This window comes from Vibrio sp. 10N.222.49.C9 (genome assembly GCF_041474985.1).
GTDB lineage: Bacteria > Pseudomonadota > Gammaproteobacteria > Enterobacterales > Vibrionaceae > Vibrio > Vibrio crassostreae_C.
The window spans coordinates 40,282-57,611 of the sequence record NZ_JBFRVD010000031.1 but is presented as its reverse complement, the minus strand read 5'-3'; the positions used below and the strand labels follow the sequence as shown (position 1 = coordinate 57,611).

Annotated in this window: 13 protein-coding genes; 6 read left to right on the top strand and 7 right to left on the bottom strand. The window is 46.1% G+C overall.

Going from position 1 to position 17,330, the window contains the following annotated elements:
• Window positions 1-174 precede the first annotated feature (174 nt).
• Entirely contained in the window at window positions 175-2,811 is a 2,637-nt protein-coding gene (gene ppc / locus AB4585_RS14320) for a phosphoenolpyruvate carboxylase (protein ID WP_372111371.1), read from the bottom strand.
• A gap of 252 nt (window positions 2,812-3,063) precedes the next feature.
• Entirely contained in the window at window positions 3,064-4,200 is a 1,137-nt protein-coding gene (argE, locus tag AB4585_RS14315) for an acetylornithine deacetylase (protein ID WP_009848891.1), read from the bottom strand.
• A 153-nt stretch (window positions 4,201-4,353) separates the two neighbouring features.
• On the opposite strand from argE, the gene argC reads away from it, so the two are divergent.
• From argC to argH, 4 genes are all read left to right on the top strand, one after another.
• Window positions 4,354-5,358 carry an N-acetyl-gamma-glutamyl-phosphate reductase gene (gene argC, locus AB4585_RS14310; protein WP_017061139.1) on the top strand — a complete coding sequence of 335 codons (1,005 nt, stop codon included), beginning with the start codon at window positions 4,354-4,356 and terminating at the stop codon, window positions 5,356-5,358.
• A 12-nt stretch (window positions 5,359-5,370) separates the two neighbouring features.
• The gene (gene argB, locus AB4585_RS14305) at window positions 5,371-6,159 is read left to right on the top strand and encodes an acetylglutamate kinase (protein ID WP_017061138.1); all 789 of its coding nucleotides are present in this window, start codon (window positions 5,371-5,373) and stop codon (window positions 6,157-6,159) included.
• A 113-nt stretch (window positions 6,160-6,272) separates the two neighbouring features.
• A complete protein-coding gene (locus tag AB4585_RS14300) occupies window positions 6,273-7,484 on the top strand; it encodes an argininosuccinate synthase (RefSeq protein ID WP_017061137.1) in 1,212 nt (403 codons plus the stop codon).
• 347 nt (window positions 7,485-7,831) lie between these two features.
• Window positions 7,832-9,706, top strand: a complete 1,875-nt coding sequence (gene argH / locus AB4585_RS14295; protein ID WP_017061136.1) for an argininosuccinate lyase — start codon at window positions 7,832-7,834, stop codon at window positions 9,704-9,706.
• Between the two features lie 243 nt (window positions 9,707-9,949).
• Here argH and AB4585_RS14290 read toward each other — a convergent pair whose 3' ends face one another.
• Window positions 9,950-10,198: a DUF3624 domain-containing protein gene (locus AB4585_RS14290; RefSeq protein ID WP_050642919.1), complete on the bottom strand. Its 249-nt coding sequence runs from the start codon at window positions 10,196-10,198 to the stop codon at window positions 9,950-9,952.
• An 87-nt stretch (window positions 10,199-10,285) separates the two neighbouring features.
• Between AB4585_RS14290 and AB4585_RS14285 the strand changes: the two genes are divergently transcribed.
• Window positions 10,286-10,633 (top strand): RidA family protein, encoded by a 348-nt coding sequence (locus AB4585_RS14285; protein ID WP_004729674.1) that lies wholly within the window; start codon window positions 10,286-10,288, stop codon window positions 10,631-10,633.
• A gap of 323 nt (window positions 10,634-10,956) precedes the next feature.
• Here the strand turns inward: AB4585_RS14285 and AB4585_RS14280 are convergent, their stop codons facing one another.
• The 3 genes from AB4585_RS14280 to AB4585_RS14270 all read right to left on the bottom strand — a co-directional run bounded on the left by AB4585_RS14280 (window position 10,957) and on the right by AB4585_RS14270 (window position 13,650).
• Window positions 10,957-12,423 carry a dihydrolipoyl dehydrogenase gene (locus tag AB4585_RS14280; RefSeq protein WP_372154435.1) on the bottom strand — a complete coding sequence of 489 codons (1,467 nt, stop codon included), beginning with the start codon at window positions 12,421-12,423 and terminating at the stop codon, window positions 10,957-10,959.
• Window positions 12,424-12,697: 274 nt separating this feature from the next.
• Complete coding sequence (locus AB4585_RS14275) at window positions 12,698-13,426, bottom strand: glutathione peroxidase (RefSeq protein ID WP_017061133.1); 729 nt, start codon at window positions 13,424-13,426, stop codon at window positions 12,698-12,700.
• Between the two features lie 44 nt (window positions 13,427-13,470).
• Complete coding sequence (locus AB4585_RS14270; protein ID WP_017068839.1) at window positions 13,471-13,650, bottom strand: hypothetical protein; 180 nt, start codon at window positions 13,648-13,650, stop codon at window positions 13,471-13,473.
• On the opposite strand from AB4585_RS14270, the gene oxyR reads away from it, so the two are divergent.
• Window positions 13,649-14,542, top strand: a complete 894-nt coding sequence (gene oxyR / locus AB4585_RS14265) for a DNA-binding transcriptional regulator OxyR (RefSeq protein ID WP_017061132.1) — start codon at window positions 13,649-13,651, stop codon at window positions 14,540-14,542. The two genes, AB4585_RS14270 and oxyR, sit on opposite strands and share 2 nt — an antisense overlap.
• Before the next feature lie 111 nt (window positions 14,543-14,653).
• Here the strand turns inward: oxyR and AB4585_RS14260 are convergent, their stop codons facing one another.
• The gene (locus AB4585_RS14260; RefSeq protein WP_032546261.1) at window positions 14,654-17,215 is read right to left on the bottom strand and encodes a penicillin-binding protein 1A; all 2,562 of its coding nucleotides are present in this window, start codon (window positions 17,213-17,215) and stop codon (window positions 14,654-14,656) included.
• Window positions 17,216-17,330: the final 115 nt, after the last annotated feature.

Sequence of the window (17,330 nt, the reverse complement as noted above, 5' to 3'; positions counted from 1 at the left end):
TTTTTTGGAGTGTTTCCGCAGCGGAGCAGTAGTATATCTAAATAATAAGCATAAAGTAGAATACATGGACAAAATAACCCAAAAAACTGACAAAAAACTCAGTATTGCTTATTTTGTGAAATAAAAAGGTCGCACTAGGCGACCTTTTGTCTGTTGAATGGTAGGAATCACTAATTAACCAGTGTTTCGCATGCCTGCTGCAATGCCTGCAATCGTCACCATTAGCGCTTCTTCAAGCTCTGCTGGTGGTGTTTCACACTTACGAGTACGGTAAAGCAGTTCAGCTTGAAGCATGTTTAGTGGCTCAACGTAGATGTTACGTAGGCGGATTGACTCAAGTCCCCAAGGGTCGCTCTGCATTAGGTTCTCGTTGTTCTCAACATTTAGCACGGCTTTGATGTCTTTTTGCAGCTGTTCACGCAGTAACTCACCTAATGGTAATAGCTCTTCGTCAACAAGGCGTTGGTCGTAGTACTTAGCGATTTCCATGTTGCACTTCGAGTACACCATTTCCAACATACCGAGACGGGTAGAGAAGAACGGCCACTCGCGACACATCTCTTCGAGCAGGGCTTGATGGCCTTGATCTACAGAGTACTGAATCGCTTCACCAGCGCCTAACCATGCAGGCAGTACCAAACGGTTTTGGCTCCAAGAGAAGATCCATGGAATCGCACGTAGGCTTTCTACGCCGCCGTTCGGGTTACGTTTCGCAGGGCGAGAGCCAAGAGGCAGTTTACCTAGCTCCAGTTCAGGTGTCGCTTGACGGAAGTAAGGTACGAATTTCTCTTCGCCACGAACCACGTTGCGGTAAGCCTCACAAGATACTTGAGATAGCACTTCCATTAGGTCGCGCCACTCTTGTTTTGGCTCAGGTGGCGGCAGAAGGTTCGCCTCTAGAATCGCGCTTGCGTAAAGGTTGAAGCTGTTTACAGCAACGTCTGGTAAGCCAAGTTTAAAGCGGATCATTTCGCCTTGCTCTGTTACACGTAAACCGCCTTTCAAGCTCTTAGGTGGCTGAGAAAGAAGAGCAGCGTGCGCCGGAGCACCACCACGACCAACCGTACCGCCACGACCGTGGAATAGAGTCAGTTCAATGCCTTCTTCATCACAAACCTTAACCAGTTTGTCCATTGCATCGTATTGAGCCCAACCTGCAGACATTACGCCCGCATCTTTCGCTGAGTCAGAGTATCCGATCATCACCATTTGGTGATTCTGGATAAAGCCACGGTACAAGTCGATGCTCATTAGCTGTTTCATCACTGCTTCTGAGTTGTTCAAGTCGTCTAGCGTTTCGAACAGTGGACACACGTCCATGCGATACGGGCAACCACACTCTTGCAGCAGCAAGTGAACAGCCAGTACATCCGATGCAGTACGAGCCATAGAAATCACGTAAGCGCCGAAGGCTTCACGAGGTTGAGCAGCGATGACCTTACAGGTGTCTAAAACCTCTTTAACCTGTTCAGATGGCTCCCAATCACGAGGAAGTAGTGGGCGCTTAGAGCTTAATTCATTGGTTAAGAAAGCAATCTTGTCTTGCTCGCTCCACTGGTCGTAGTCGCCAATGCCTAGGTAGCGAGTCAGTTCAGACAGCACATCTGAGTGACGTGTACTTTCTTGACGAACATCGAGACGCACTAAGTGTACACCGAATGCTTTTAGGCGGCGCAAGGTATCAAGTAGAGAACCGTCTGCGATTACGCCCATGCCACATTCGTGCAGCGATTGGTAACACGCGTAAAGCGGTGTCCAAAGTTGCTCGATGTTCTGTAGTGTTTCTTTCTTCGGTACTTCAGCATCATGCAGTTTTGCATCCAGCACTTCTAACGTGTTGTTCAGCAGAGTACGTAGGCTCTTTAGGATTGCTCGGTAAGCTTCATGCTCATCACCCGCTAGTTCACGAACGGCATCATTACACTTAGTCATCGATAGTTCGGTAATCAGCTCGTTTACGTCACCTAGGTAAAGGTCAGCGGCTTTCCAGCGAGATAGGCGCAGTACTTCTTTGGTGATGGTGTGCGTTACGAATGGGTTACCATCGCGATCACCGCCCATCCAAGATGAGAAGTGTACCGGGCGCGCATCAATTGGTAGACCTTCACCAAGGTAGCCTTTTAGTCGGCCGTCCATTTCACGTAGGAAATCTGGTACAGCTTCCCAAAGTGAGTTTTCAACAACCGCAAAGCCCCATTTCGCTTCATCAAGTGGCGTAGGGCGTTGCTGACGAATCACATCTGAGTGCCAACCTTGAGCGATAAGTTGCTCTAGGCGACGTTCTGTTTTCACGCGCTCTTTGTGTGATAGGTCGCTTAATTCTAATTTAGACAGACACTCGTTGATCTTAACCAATTTGTTGATCATGGTGCGACGAGTGATTTCTGTTGGGTGTGCAGTCAGAACGAGTTCAATGTTCAGGTCGCGAACGGCTTGAGCCGCATCTAGCTTGCTGATGTCATTCTGGTTTAATTTGGAAAATAGAGATTGCAGCACGTCTGGTTCGCAAACATGCTCCTCACAGTGGCGAGAGATGGTGTGGTACTGCTCTGCCATGTTGGTGAGGTTGAGAAATTGGTTAAATGCACGAGCAACAGGAGTGAGTTGTTCGTTCGGCAGGTTTTTGATTTCTTCAACTAGGCTGTCACGGTCAGCTTTGTTGCCTGCGCGGGCGGATTTGGAAAGTTTACGGATAGTCTCCACTTTCTCTAAGATAACGTCACCATGTGCATCTTGGATTGTGTTACCTAGCAAGCGTCCCAGCATGCTTACGTTACTCTTGAGAGCGGCGTATTTCTCGTTCATTGTCATCCTGCCTCGTAAAAAAATTACATCCATTGTTCCTTGTTAAGTACACAATCTAGCGAAAAGTGCTGTATCTAGTCAAATAAAGCATTCTAAGTTTGCAATTATTAGTTTTCGAAATGCGGGAGAAGTAAATTTCCCAATAGTTCGGAATTAAAGTGAAATTTAATTACAAGATCAGGCTGTGTCTGGGATAACAGAATAAAAGCCACCTTTTCGGGTAGCTTTTATACGAAAATATTGGAAGAAAAGTAATAACTAGAAACAATATTTGCGGATCGACTTACTCAGAACATCAATCGTTGGATCGATAAAATCGAAGCTTAGGAACTCATCTGGTTGGTGAGCTTGGTCGATTGAGCCTGGACCCAGCACTAAGGTTGGGCAAAGTTCTTGAAGGAAAGGTGCTTCTGTACAGTAGTTCACGGTTTGTGATTCAGTTTCGCAAACTGATTCCATGCCACCGATAAATGGATGGTCATGTTGGCACTCGTAACCCGGGATAGGTTCGTGCAGTGGCGTAATCTCAATTCTGCCCGGCCATTTTGCTTCTACTTCTTTGAGTGCGCTGCGCAGCATGTTATCCAAACCATCTAAGCTGATACCCGGTAAAGGACGTACATCGTAGTGCAGCTCACAGCAACCACAGATACGGTTCGCGCTGTCGCCACCGTGAATATGGCCAAGGTTTAGAGTGGGGCTTGGAATTGCGAAACCCGGGTGGTGATACTCTTTGACTAGCTTGTCACGCAGTTGCATTAAAGCGAACAACACTTCATGCATGATCTCGATGGCGTTGACACCTAATGCAGGATCAGAAGAGTGACCTGATTTACCCGTTACTCGCACAGCGTTAGCAACATGGCCTTTATGGCCACGAATCGGCACAAGGCTGGTTGGCTCACCAATAATGCAGTAATCCGGTTTAAACGGTGCATTTTCAGTGAAATGACGCGCACCCAGCATGGTGGTCTCTTCGTCACAGGTTGCCAATACATATAGCGGCTTGGTCTGTTTGCTCCAATCCATCTTCTTTGCCGCTTCATAAACGAAAGCGAAAAAGCCTTTCATATCGGCCGTGCCTAACCCATAGAAGCGATTGTTGTGCTCTGTTAGTGCGTGAGGGTCGAAGTTCCAACGTCCTTCATCAAATGGCACTGTGTCGCTGTGTCCTGCGAGTAGCAAGCCACCTTCGCCCGATCCCATCTTAGCGACCATATTATGCTTGCCGGGTTCGACTTCCACGACTTCAACGCTAAAGCCTACGTCTTTAAACCATTGAGCCATTTTTTCGATCACTTTCTCGTTGCCATGATCCCAGCTTGGATCGGTCGAGCTAATAGAGTCTGTGGAAATTAGGCCTTTGTAGACCTCAAGAAAACTCGGTAATTGCATAATAACTTCACTTCTACTATTGACAGGAAAACCATAAGTCGGTAAAACACATATTAAATCATATTTAATGCATAAGAAATCAAATAAAGCTAAAAATTAAGTATGAATAGTCAAATTTGAAATGTAACTTACCTCAAAAATGGATGTGTTGAGATGTTGAAAACCACGATCATTGGCGCAAGCGGCTACACAGGAGCAGAACTGGCTCTAATGATAAACAGACACCCTGAGCTCACGCTATCAGGTTTATATGTCTCAGCCAATAGTGTAGACGCAGGTAAACCTATTGCGGCACTGCACGGTAAGTTAGCTGGCTTGATTGATATGCCAGTACAACCTTTAACAAATCCGGAAGAAGTAGCTAAACAATCTGATGTGATTTTCTTAGCAACGGCACACGAAGTCAGTCACGACCTAGCGCCAATTTTTCTAGAGAACGATTGCCAAGTCTTCGACCTATCGGGTGCATTCAGAGTTAAAGGCGAAAACTTCTATCAAGAGTTTTACGGTTTTGAACATCAACACGAACAATGGCTAGACAAAGCGGCTTACGGTTTAGCTGAGTGGAACGAACAAGAAATTAAAGAAGCTCAGCTTGTCGCTGTCGCGGGTTGTTACCCAACCGCATCACAACTGGCGATTAAGCCTTTGGTTGAAGCCAAGTTACTGGATGAAAACCAATGGCCAGTGATTAACGCAACCAGCGGTGTGACTGGTGCAGGCCGCAAGGCGACGATGGTCAACAGCTTCTGCGAAGTGAGCTTGCAAGCTTATGGTGTATTCAATCACCGTCATCAACCTGAAATGGCTGCACATTTAGGATGTGATGTGATTTTTACCCCGCACCTCGGCAACTTTAAGCGTGGCATTTTGGCAACCATTACCATGAAATTGGCTGAAGGCGTGACAGAACAACAGATACAAGATGCCTTCGAGCAAGCTTACCAAGGTAAACCTGCAGTGAGACTTCTCGAAGAGACACTGCCAAGAATTCAAGATGTAGAGCAGACGCCTTTCTGCGACTTAGGTTGGAAGGTTCAAGGTCATCACATCATCGTTGTTTCAGCGATTGATAACTTATTAAAGGGTGCATCTAGCCAAGCGATGCAGTGTTTGAATTTACGTTATGGTTTTGCGCCATTAACTGCGTTAGTGTAAGGAAATCTAGATATGAGCCTTAATAATCAACCATTAATCATCAAGTTAGGTGGCGCTGCGCTATCTTGTGGTGAAACACTTAGCAAGTTATTTGGTGCTATCTCTGCTTACCAACAACAGGCACAACGACCAATCGTGATTGTTCACGGCGGCGGTTACCTTGTTGATGATTTGATGAATAAGTTGAACCTCGAAACCGTTAAGAAAGAAGGGCTACGTGTTACTCCTTATGATCAGATCCCAGTGATCGCTGGTGCATTAGCGGGCACGGCGAATAAATTACTTCAAGGTCAGGCGATTAAAGACGGTATCAATGCCGTTGGTTTAAGCCTAGCAGACGGTGGTTTATGCAAAGTGAGCGAACTGAACCCTGAACTGGGGGCGGTAGGAAAAGCGGAGCCGGGCGACTCAACCGTTCTGCAAGCGATTCTTAATGCGGGCGCACTGCCTATCATTAGCTCGATTGGTCTGACTGAGCAAGGCCAACTGATGAACGTCAATGCCGACCAAGCTGCGGTTGCCGTTGCAGGCGCGCTTGATGCTGAACTGGTACTGCTTTCTGATGTAAGTGGTGTGTTGGATGGCAAAGGTCACCTCATTCCAAGCCTTAATCAACAACAAGCTGATGACCTTATTACAGGCAAAGTGATTACCGACGGCATGATCGTTAAGGTTCAAGCCGCACTAGAAGCCGCTAACGACCTTGGACGACCAATCGAAGTTGCCACTTGGCGATACCCAGAAAAGCTAACACAACTGTTTTCAGGTAAAAGCATAGGAACACAGTTTTTACCTCAGTAGGTCTCACAACGAGTCACTACTTAAAGAATTTAGACAAATTAAATAAACATATAATTATGAAGTCATTTCCAACGCTGACCGCCATGTGCAGTATGGAAACTAGGAGAAAGAAAATGAGCAAAGTTAACGTAAAGAAAGTTGTAGTAGCCTACTCTGGCGGTCTAGACACATCAGTAATCATTCCATGGTTGAAAGAGAACTATGACTGTGAAGTGGTTGCGTTTGTTGCGGATGTTGGTCAAGGCGACGAAGAGTTGATTGGTATCGAAGAGAAAGCAAAAGCTTCTGGTGCATCTGAGTGTTACATCGCAGACCTTAAAGAAGAGATGGTTGCTGACTACATCTACCCAACGCTGAAAACGGGCGCTTACTACGAAGGTAAATACCTACTAGGTACGTCGATGGCGCGTCCAATCATCGCGAAAGCACAGGTTGAAGTCGCACGTAAAGTAGGTGCAGACGCACTGTGTCACGGCTGTACTGGTAAAGGTAATGACCAAGTTCGTTTTGAAGGCGCATTTGCTGCACTAGCACCTGATCTACACGTAATTGCACCATGGCGTGAATGGGATCTAGTGAGTCGTGAAGAGTGTCTAGATTACCTGGCTGAGCGTAACATCCCTTGTACGGCTTCTCTTACTAAGATTTACTCGCGTGATGCAAACGCATGGCACATCTCAACAGAAGGCGGCGTTCTAGAAAACACATGGAATGCACCTAACGAAGATTGCTGGGCTTGGACTGTAGACCCTGAGCAAGCGCCAAACGAATCTGAAACAGTGACGCTTAAAGTTGAAAAAGGCGAAGTGGTTGCGGTTGATGGCGAAACAATGACGCCATACAACGCACTGGTTTACCTAAACGAGAAAGGTGCTAAGCACGGTGTTGGTCGTATCGATATCGTAGAGAACCGTCTTGTTGGCATGAAGTCTCGTGGTTGTTACGAAACTCCGGGTGGCACAATCATGATGGAAGCACTGCGTGCAGTAGAGCAACTGGTTCTTGATAAAGCGGCATTCGAATTCCGTGAAGAGCTCGGTGTTAAGGCTTCTCACCTTGTATACGATGGTCGTTGGTTCACTCCACTATGTAAGTCAATCCTTGCCGCGACAGAAGAGCTAGCACAAGACGTGAATGGTGAAGTGGTTATCAAGCTTTACAAAGGCCATGCAACGGTGACTCAGAAGCGTTCTGACAACAGCCTGTACTCAGAAGAGTTTGCAACCTTTGGTGAAGATGAAGTTTACGACCAAAGCCATGCTGAAGGCTTCATCCGCCTTTACTCGCTATCAAGCCGTATCCGTGCTTTGAATAGCCAAAAGTAATCCTAACAATGAGTTAGTGATCTAGCCTTTGATGAAAGATTGAAGGTTAGTAAACAGACATTATTATGCAAAGCCCATTCACTATTGATTAGTGAGTGGGCTTTTTACTTTCTATTTGCCTAATAAATCAGCTTCGGTTTTTCCTATCGGATGGCATATAATTCGCGCTCCACGCTAAAAATAATCAATGGATTGAACTGTTGGTGAATAAATATGTGAAAATAATGAATTAATACTTTATTTTCATTTTGAATTGCCGTAAGTTTAAACCATCAGAAAAATACTGAATCTTAATCAGAATTATCATTTGCAAAAACAGTGAGCACTGTGCAATTAGGAGATACACAATGGCATTATGGGGCGGTAGATTTACCCAAGCAGCAGACACCCGGTTCAAAGATTTTAACGATTCTCTTCGTTTTGATTACCGATTGGCTGAGCAAGACATTGTGGGCTCAATTGCCTGGTCTAAAGCTCTACTGTCGGTCAACGTATTAACAGAAGAAGAGCAACAGAAGCTTGAGTTAGCGCTGAATGAGCTAAAACTTGAGGTGATGGAAGATCCTGAACAGATTCTACGTTCTGATGCAGAAGATATTCACAGCTGGGTTGAGCAGCAACTTATCGGCAAAGTCGGTGACTTGGGCAAAAAACTTCACACTGGCCGTTCTCGTAACGACCAAGTGGCGACAGACCTGAAACTATGGTGTCGTCAGCAAGGTAACCAACTGCTACTGGCATTGGATCGCCTACAAAGCCAAATGGTGAACGTTGCTTCTCAGCATCAAGAAACCGTGCTTCCTGGCTACACTCACTTACAACGTGCTCAGCCGGTAACTTTTGCTCACTGGTGCTTGGCTTACGTTGAAATGCTTGAGCGTGATTATTCACGTTTGAATGATGCGATTAAGCGTCTAGACACATGTCCGCTGGGTTCTGGTGCCCTTGCTGGAACAGCTTACCCGATGGACCGTGAAGAGTTAGCTCACAACTTAGGTTTCCGTCGTGCAACGCGCAACTCTCTAGATTCAGTTTCTGACCGCGACCATGTGATGGAGCTAATGTCGATTGCTTCTATCTCTATGCTTCACCTTTCGCGTCTTGCAGAAGATATGATTTTCTACAACTCAGGTGAATCAAACTTCATCGAGTTAGCGGATACCGTGACGTCAGGTTCATCTCTGATGCCACAAAAGAAAAACCCAGATGCGCTAGAGCTTATCCGTGGCAAAACTGGCCGTGTTTACGGTTCATTAGCGGCAATGATGATGACAGTAAAAGCTCTGCCTTTGGCGTACAACAAAGACATGCAAGAAGATAAAGAAGGTCTGTTCGACGCTTTAGATACTTGGAATGATTGTATGGAAATGGCAGCACTCTGTTTTGACGGCATTAAAGTGAACGGCGAACGTACACTTGAAGCCGCGAAACAAGGCTACGCGAACTCAACTGAATTGGCTGATTACCTAGTAGCGAAAGGGATTCCTTTCCGTGAAGCTCACCATATTGTTGGTGTGACGGTAGTGGCGGCGATTGCTAAAGGCTGTGCATTAGAAGAATTAACCATCGCAGAGATGAAAGAGTTCTCTGAGGTGATTGAGGAAGATGTGTATGACATCCTGACCATTGAATCGTGTCTTGAAAAACGTAGCGCGCTAGGCGGTGTATCTCCACAGCAAGTGGCTTACGCGGTTGACCAAGCTGAGAAACGTTTATCACAGCGTGATACGTCCATCGTCAAGGTTCGTCCTGCTCGTCTGACCGATATTGAAGCGTTGGAAGGTATGGTCGCTTACTGGGCGAACATGGGTGAAAACCTACCTCGTTCTCGTAATGAACTGGTGCGTGATATTGGCTCGTTTGCGGTCGCAGAGCATCATGGTGAGGTGACAGGTTGTGCATCACTCTATGTGTATGACTCTGGCCTAGCGGAAATCCGTTCACTGGGTGTCGAAGCTGGCTGGCAAGGTCAAGGGCAGGGTACCGCAATTGTGCAGCACTTGGTTGAGAAAGCGCGACAAATGGCCATCAAGAAGGTGTTTGTGCTGACTCGTACTCCAGAGTTCTTTATGAAGCATGATTTCTTACCAACATCGAAATCTCTGCTGCCTGAGAAGGTACTGAAAGATTGTGACCAGTGTCCTCGTCAACATGCGTGTGATGAAGTGGCATTGGAAGTGAACTTGGTAGAGCAGATAATTGCTAAGGTTAATGTTGCATAAGGCATTGATTTTATAGCTCCTAAAAAAAAGATCAAAAATCTGATCTTTTTTGGGAACAAACTAAGAAAAGCCCGGTCTATTAAAGTACCACTGCTTTTTCTTAGAATTTTCTAAGAAAGCCCTAGAATCGATTGGTTCTGGGGCTTTTTTCTATCTGCTGTTCGGGAAATGATGATGGCTTGCTAGGTCGGGTCATTTAATTGGGCACCTAGCCTTTATCGCTTATCGAGCAACGTCTCTCTGTTAACGCTTTTTGTTCCTTAAAGGCAGCACCACAAACTTCATTATCCAATGCAACGACAGCAAGCCACTGAACGCGAAAGCGGCCATCATCAACGCGATGGCATTGATGGTTTTTGGGTCTTCTCTGAAAAACAGCCACCATACTCCCCAACTCAAAATCGACAACACCATCAGCTGATTCATGCAACGCTGGCAGCGACCGAGTTTGTTACGGATTTTTTCACTTTTATTGCAATGAATGCATGTCATCTTGGGTTTGATTCGCGTTATGCTTGTTGCCCTGATAATAACACGTCACAAGATATTGGATCACGGTGACACAGAGAGAGAAAGTCGATGATTGAGCGCCAAGAAACCAAGCAACGTATGAGCCGTATTGTTAAACACAACGGTACTATCTACCTATGTGGCCAAGTTTGTGCTGATGCAACTAAAGACATCACTGAACAAACTCAAACCATGTTAGATAAAGTAGAAGCGCTACTTGAGCAAGCAGGCAGCGACAAAGAGCACATGCTGTCAGCAACGATTTACTTGAAAGACATGAAAGACTTCCAAGAAATGAATGCAGTGTGGGATGCATGGGTACCAGAAGGTCACGCTCCAGCTCGCGCATGTGTGACTGGCGACATGGCTCGCGAAGCGCTACTTGTTGAGATCTCTGTGATTGCTGCTGAGAAGTAATTGCTTAAAGCTTTTAGTGACGCAATGGCTTCAAGAGATTCCAGATACCTCGTCCCTCGGTTCTGGAATGACGAGTTTAGTTTTGGTTTAGCTGATGCGTCACTTTGATTTGCTTCAGTTTAGACGCGTTTTGAAAAGCACCGTTATTCTGGTTAGCTTCGCCTAGACGTGTATGAAAATTGCTGTCATTCCCGAGAGCGACGAAGGAGCGTAATCGGGAATCTATAGTTTACTCGTTGCCAAAAACAAAAAGGAAAGCCAATGGCTTTCCTTTTTAGTATCTAACGTTTGTTAACTGCTAATTGACTGGCGCTAGTCTGAGATTAACAGCCCGGGCCACAATCTAGGCAGTGTTTCACCATCTCTGGGCCTAGGTGCAGTTTCGCATTCAGGTCACGTAGGGCAGTTCGTACACCCTCTTCGATTACTGGGTGGTAGAACGGCATGTCTAGCATCTCAGAAACCGTCATCTTGTTCTGGTGTGCCCATGCTAACAAGTGAGCCAAGTGTTCTGCGTTTGGTCCCATCATCTCAGCACCAAGGAAGCGGCCTGTACCTTGCTCGCCGTATACGTGCAGAATACCTTTGTTGCGCAGCATCACTCGAGAACGACCTTGGTTTTCGAAAGACACTTCACCCGTTGCGAAACAGCCACATGTGCCCAAGCGTGTGGTGATCTCTTTGTAGGTTTCACCAACCATCGCGATTTGCGGGTCAGAGAATACTGCCGAGATTTTAGAGCGGCGTAGGCCTGCACGAATCTCTGGGAAGCGACCTGCATTGTCACCCGCAATACGAGCTTGGTCTGCTGCTTCATGCAGTAGAGGCAGTTGGTTACTCGCATCACCAGCGATAAATATTGATGGTAGTGATGTTTGTAGCGTGTAGTGGTCTGCGATTGGCACACCACGTTCATCAAGCTCTAGAGAGGTATTCTCTAAGCCAAGCTTGTCAGTGTTAGGGCGACGACCTGTTGCTGCTAGTACGTATTCAACGACGTTAGTTTCTAATTCACCTTGTTTATTGATGAACTGGATTTCGACACGTGGCTCACCCGATTCAGTGGTAATGCGCTTCATGCTTTCGATTTTCACGTCGGCATCGAGATAGAACTCTTCATTGAAAGCTTTATCTGCATAAGTCATGATCTCTGGATCAGTTACTGGGCCAACTTGACCACCCAAACCGAACAGTTTGGTCTTCACACCTAAGCGGTGCAGTGACTGACCAAGCTCAAGACCAATAACACCAGGGCCAAATACCGCAACCGATTCTGGTAAATCATCCCAGCTGAACACGTCGTCGTTAATGATCAGGCGATCGCCAAGCTCATTCCAAACGGCAGGGTATGCAGGGCGAGAACCGGTCGCGATAACAATACGCTTAGCGGTGACAACCGTGTGGTCATCAATTTGTAGCGTGTTATCGTCTAAGAATTTTGCGTAACCAGAGATCTTGTCTTGCTCTGGGATTTCATCAACGCCTTCTAAAACAAAACCAACAAAACGGTCACGCTCAAACTTCACTCGCTCCATCACTTCACGACCGTTAATCACGATATCGCCTTGTGGGTGAACGCCAAAAGCCGGAGCTTTCTCGATTTGGTGTACGCTTTCTGCAGCTGCAATAAGCAGTTTAGATGGCATACAACCAACGCGAGCACAGGTTGTACCGTAAGGGCCACCTTCAATCATCACGACACTGTCAGTGTGTGCTTTTGCAGCGCGGTAAGAACCTAAACCTGCCGTACCGCCCCCGATAACTGCTACATCTACATTGACTTGTTTCATAATAATTTTCTCGCAATGGCTAAATTTGGTTTGAACGAACCCCTCCAACTCTGATGATTTTTTGAGAGTCAGGATTGCGGGTCAGTTTTGTGATTCTGTTTTATTAGGTTTAGCTTGTGACTCTGCTTTTATTGCTAACTATAGGTTAGTAAAAGACAGGCGAGTCACCAGCTATATTCTTTTTCCCAAAACTCAGATAAGAGTGTTTGGAATAGCTAACCCACAAGAGGGTGGGTTAGCTGATACTTCTAAGCCTATATCGGCGATGAAGCGATTAGCCTAGGAAAGTTTCTAGTTCTTCACTACCACCGATGTGTTTGCCACCGATGAATACTTGAGGAACGGTAGTGCGACCAGAGATTGCACGTAGGCTTACTGTTGTTGCATCTTTACCTAGAACCACTTCTTCGTAGTTCAGACCTTTGTCGATTAGGTTCTGTTTTGCTTTCATACAGAAAGGACAGCCTGGCTTAGTGAATACTGTGATTGACTCTTGCTCTTTGTGCTCAGGAGCAAGGTAGTTCAGCATAGTGTCTGCATCAGAAACCTTGAACGGGTCGCCTGGTACGTCTTCTTCGATGAACATTTTTTCTACCACGCCGTTTTTAACCAGCATGCTGTAGCGCCATGAACGTTTGCCGAAGCCGATGTCGTTTTTCTCAACTAGCATACCCATGCCGTCTGTGAAATCACCGTTACCATCAGGGATGAATGTGATGTTTTCCGCTTCTTGGTCTGCTTTCCATGCGTTCATTACGAACGTGTCGTTTACAGAAACACAAAGGATGTCATCAACGCCGTTTTCTTTGAACACTGAATGTAGTTCGTTGTAACGAGGTAGGTGGCTTGAAGAACATGTTGGCGTAAACGCGCCTGGTAGGCTGAATACGATAACTGTCTTGTCTTTGAAAAGCTCTTCTGTCGTTACGTTAACCCATGCATCGCCTTGGCGAGTTGGGAATGTTACTTGAGGGATTGATTGACCTTCTTTAGATGCAAACATATTGATTTCCTTAAATAGTATTTTTAATTTTGTTCTATTAGAGCTTAACGTTTTTCGTTGCTCTGTTTCGTTTTGTTGAGCCCATTATTAGATAAATTCTTTGATAGCTCTAATCGTTTGATGTTATGGTTTTGATAGGTAAATTCTATCAAGAGCATTTTTCTTTTAAATGTTTCTATGAAACCCCTTGTTCTTATTAAAACCTGAGGTAAGAGACTGATCATGAATATTCGTGACTTTGAATACTTGGTGGCGCTCGCAGAGCATAAACACTTCCGAAAAGCGGCAGAAGCGTGCTTTGTCAGTCAGCCGACACTAAGCGGTCAAATACGCAAACTCGAAGATGAAATTGGACTTCAGTTAACCGAGCGTAGTCCAAGGAAGGTAATATTTACAGAATCAGGGTTACAACTTGTTGAACAAGCCAAGCGTATTCTCAATGAAGTGAAAACTTTTAAAGATATGGCGAGTGGACACGGTGAAGCGATGACGGGGCCAATGCACATTGGTTTTATTCCAACCGTGGGTCCTTACATCTTGCCTAAGATTGTTCCTCATCTTAAAGAGAGCTTCCCAGATCTTGAGCTTTACCTGCATGAAGCTCAGACCCATCAGTTAGTGAGCCAACTTGAAGATGGCAAGCTTGATTGCTTAGTACTGGCTGCGGTTGATGAAACGGCGGTGTTCAAAGAGATCGATGTGTATGACGAGCCGTTAAGTGTTGCCGTTCCATGTGACCACGAGTGGGCTCAGCAAGACACTGTCGATATGCTGCAGCTAAATGGACAAACCGTACTTGCGCTAGGTGACGGTCACTGTTTGAGAGACCAAGCCTTGGGCTTCTGTTTTGCTGCGGGCGCCAAAGATGATGAGCGCTTTAAGGCAACCAGCTTAGAAACGCTGCGTAACATGGTCGCGGCGGGGGCGGGGATTACCTTGCTTCCTCAGCTATCGGTGCCGAAAGAGAAGCAGAAAGACGGTGTGTGTTACGTACCTGCTGTGAATCCAACACCTTCACGTCGCATTGTTGTTGCCTACCGTCCGGGCTCTCCATTGAAGGGACGTTTCGAGCAATTGGCTGAGACGATTCGAACTCAACTGGAGAAGACGGCTTAGCGCTTGAATTTAGAGCCTAGTCTGGTCAGATATAGATATAAAAAAAGGGTTGATATGAATGCATATCAACCCTTTTTGTTGGTTCATGTTACTAGGTTCTACAAACCTTAGTTAGAACAGTTCTTCTACTGCTTCACCTGATGAGGTTGAGTAGATGTCATCATTGAAACGTTCAGTGATGTACTCGGTTGGCTCTGTGCCTTTCTCGAAGTACTCGAACATTGATGAGCTATCGAACTTGTTGGTCAGTAAGCCAGTTTCACGGTCGATTCGAACACGGACGATGTTCTCCGGAATTTCTTTACGCTCAGCAGGAACACCCGCTAACGCCGTACCCATAAAATCAACCCATGCAGGTTCTGCTGTTTTCGCGCCAGCTTCTGCACCAGTAATCTGATTTTTACCAAGGTTCGAGTTCGCTTTAGTACGGCCTAGGTTTCGGTTGTGGTTATCAAAACCAACCCATACCGTAGCCACCATGCCAGGGCCGTAGCCGCTGTACCAAGTATCTTTAGAATCGTTGGTGGTACCCGTTTTTCCGCCAATGTCACGACGCTTCAACGGTTGTGCACGCCAACCAGTACCGTTCCAACCAGTGCCAGCGCTCCAATCACCGCCACCCCAGATGTTGCTGTACATCATTTCACGAACAAGGAATGCGTTCTGTTCAGAGATAACTTGAGGTGCGTATTGTACTTTGGCATCCACATCTTGCTCTGCAAACTCATCAGCCATTGGGTCTGAGGTCATTTGCTGTTGGCAATCGTCTTTACAAACCACTTTTGGTGTCGCTTCAAATTCAGTCTCACCAAATGGTGTCTCAATGCGACTGATGTAGAAAGGTTCAACGTAGTAGCCGCCATTAGCGAATACTGAGTAACCTTGAGCTACTTTCATTGGCGTTAAGCTACCCGCACCCAGAGCAATGGTCTCTGAACGAGGCACTTCGTCAATATCAAAACCAAATCGAGTTAGGTAGTTACGAGTATCATCTAGGCCTACTTCGCGCAGTACACGTACCGCCATTACGTTTTTAGACTGAGCTAAGCCAATACGTAAACGAGTTGGACCCACGTAAGTCGGTGGCGAGTTCTTTGGTCGCCATGCGGTACCTTGGCTCTTATCCCATTGGTTAATCGGTGCATCGTTGATCAGTGAGGCTAGCGTTAAGCCTTTCTCAATCGCTGCTGAGTAGATAAAGGGTTTGATACCAGAACCCACCTGACGAATAGATTGCGTTGCACGGTTGAACTTGTTGTGGACAAAGTTAAAGCCACCGACCATCGACAATACCGCGCCGTTGTTCGGGTTCATTGCAACAAATGCTGTGTTCGCATTCGGTACTTGGCTTAGTCGCCATACAATCGGTGTTTCTGATTCTGCAGTCGCTGACTCTTCTGTCGGCTCTTCAGAGACTTCATCGCCGGTAACGGCTTCATGGCGAACCCAGATTTGTTCACCAACCGCCAGAATTTCTTTCGCTTGAGAAGGCGCTGGTCCTTGGCGGTTATCCGTTAGGAATTTACGCGCCCAGTTCATGCCTTGCCATTCGATAGTGCCTTCACCTTGGTTCTTAACCCAAATTTGAGCACTTTTCGAATCAACCGCGGTAACAACAGCAGGGACTAGGTCACCATAGGTTGGTTGAGACTTAAGGTGTTTAACGATTTGTTCTTGATCCCACGCTGATTGCGCAGTCTGCCACAATACTTTTTCAGCACCACGGTAGCCGTGACGCTCATCGTAGCCAAGTAGGTTCTTAATTGCGGCTTGGTTCGCTGCTTTTTGCAGTTTCGAATCAACGGTCGTGTAGACCTTCATGCCTGATGTATAAGCTTCTTCACCATAGCGTTCTACCATCCAAGCACGTGCAACTTCAGCAACATATGGCGCGCTCAGTTCGATCTCTGCACCGTGGTATTTCGAGATAAGCTCTTCGCTACGAGCGTCATCGAACTCTGCTTGAGTGATGTATTTCTCGTCTAACATACGACGCAATACAACGTTACGACGGTTAGTCGCGCGCTCAACAGAGTAAATAGGGTTCATTGTCGAAGGTGCTTTTGGCATACCCGCAAGGGTCGCAATTTCACTCAGCGTGAGATCAGGAAGATCTTTACCGAAGTAAACACGTGCTGCCGCGCCAAAACCATACGAACGGTGACCAAGGAAGATCTTGTTGACGTAAAGCTCCATGATCTCTTCTTTACTAAGAAGTTGCTCAATGTGGATCGCAATGAAGATCTCTTTGATCTTACGCATAATCTTTTTCTCATTAGATAAGAAGAAGTTACGCGCAAGCTGCTGAGTAATGGTACTAGCACCTTGTTTGGCTGAACCCGACATTGCAACCACGAGTGCTGCACGTGTGATACCGATTGGGTCAATACCTGGGTGTTCATAGAAACGGCTATCTTCGGTGGCAATCAGAGCCTCAACTAAGTGGCGAGGAATCTCGTCATAAGTGACTGGATTACGACGCTTTTCACCAAATTGAGAGATCAGCTTACCGTCTTGACTGAAGACTTGCATCGGCGTTTGGAGTTCTACGTCGCGCAAAGTGGCAACATCAGGCAACTCTGGTTTTACGTAAAAATAAAACCCGAAAATTGTACTGACTCCAAGAATCATGCAAATCAATGTAAATATGAATAATCGCTTTATGAACTTCACCGGATAATCCCTGATTAGTTAAGGCTGATAAGCAGCAAACCCTTGTACTCTAGGCTAAAAACTTAGCTTTCGTTTATTAACGCTTATTTAACTAATAATCACAACCCCTAGATAA

Bases quoted from the DNA above. Each gene is read 5' to 3' on its own strand.
- AB4585_RS14300 (WP_017061137.1), top strand. From the start codon at position 6,273: ATGAGCAAAGTTAACGTAAAGAAAGTTGTAGTAGCCTACTCTGGCGGT.
- argH (WP_017061136.1), top strand. From the start codon at position 7,832: ATGGCATTATGGGGCGGTAGATTTACCCAAGCAGCAGACACCCGGTTC.
- argE (WP_009848891.1), bottom strand. From the start codon at position 4,200: ATGCAATTACCGAGTTTTCTTGAGGTCTACAAAGGCCTAATTTCCACA.
- argC (WP_017061139.1), top strand. From the start codon at position 4,354: ATGTTGAAAACCACGATCATTGGCGCAAGCGGCTACACAGGAGCAGAA.
- argB (WP_017061138.1), top strand. From the start codon at position 5,371: ATGAGCCTTAATAATCAACCATTAATCATCAAGTTAGGTGGCGCTGCG.
- AB4585_RS14285 (WP_004729674.1), top strand. From the start codon at position 10,286: ATGATTGAGCGCCAAGAAACCAAGCAACGTATGAGCCGTATTGTTAAA.
- AB4585_RS14280 (WP_372154435.1), bottom strand. From the start codon at position 12,423: ATGAAACAAGTCAATGTAGATGTAGCAGTTATCGGGGGCGGTACGGCA.
- AB4585_RS14290 (WP_050642919.1), bottom strand. From the start codon at position 10,198: ATGACATGCATTCATTGCAATAAAAGTGAAAAAATCCGTAACAAACTC.
- AB4585_RS14275 (WP_017061133.1), bottom strand. From the start codon at position 13,426: ATGTTTGCATCTAAAGAAGGTCAATCAATCCCTCAAGTAACATTCCCA.
- oxyR (WP_017061132.1), top strand. From the start codon at position 13,649: ATGAATATTCGTGACTTTGAATACTTGGTGGCGCTCGCAGAGCATAAA.
- ppc (WP_372111371.1), bottom strand. From the start codon at position 2,811: ATGACAATGAACGAGAAATACGCCGCTCTCAAGAGTAACGTAAGCATG.
- AB4585_RS14270 (WP_017068839.1), bottom strand. From the start codon at position 13,650: ATGATCAGTCTCTTACCTCAGGTTTTAATAAGAACAAGGGGTTTCATA.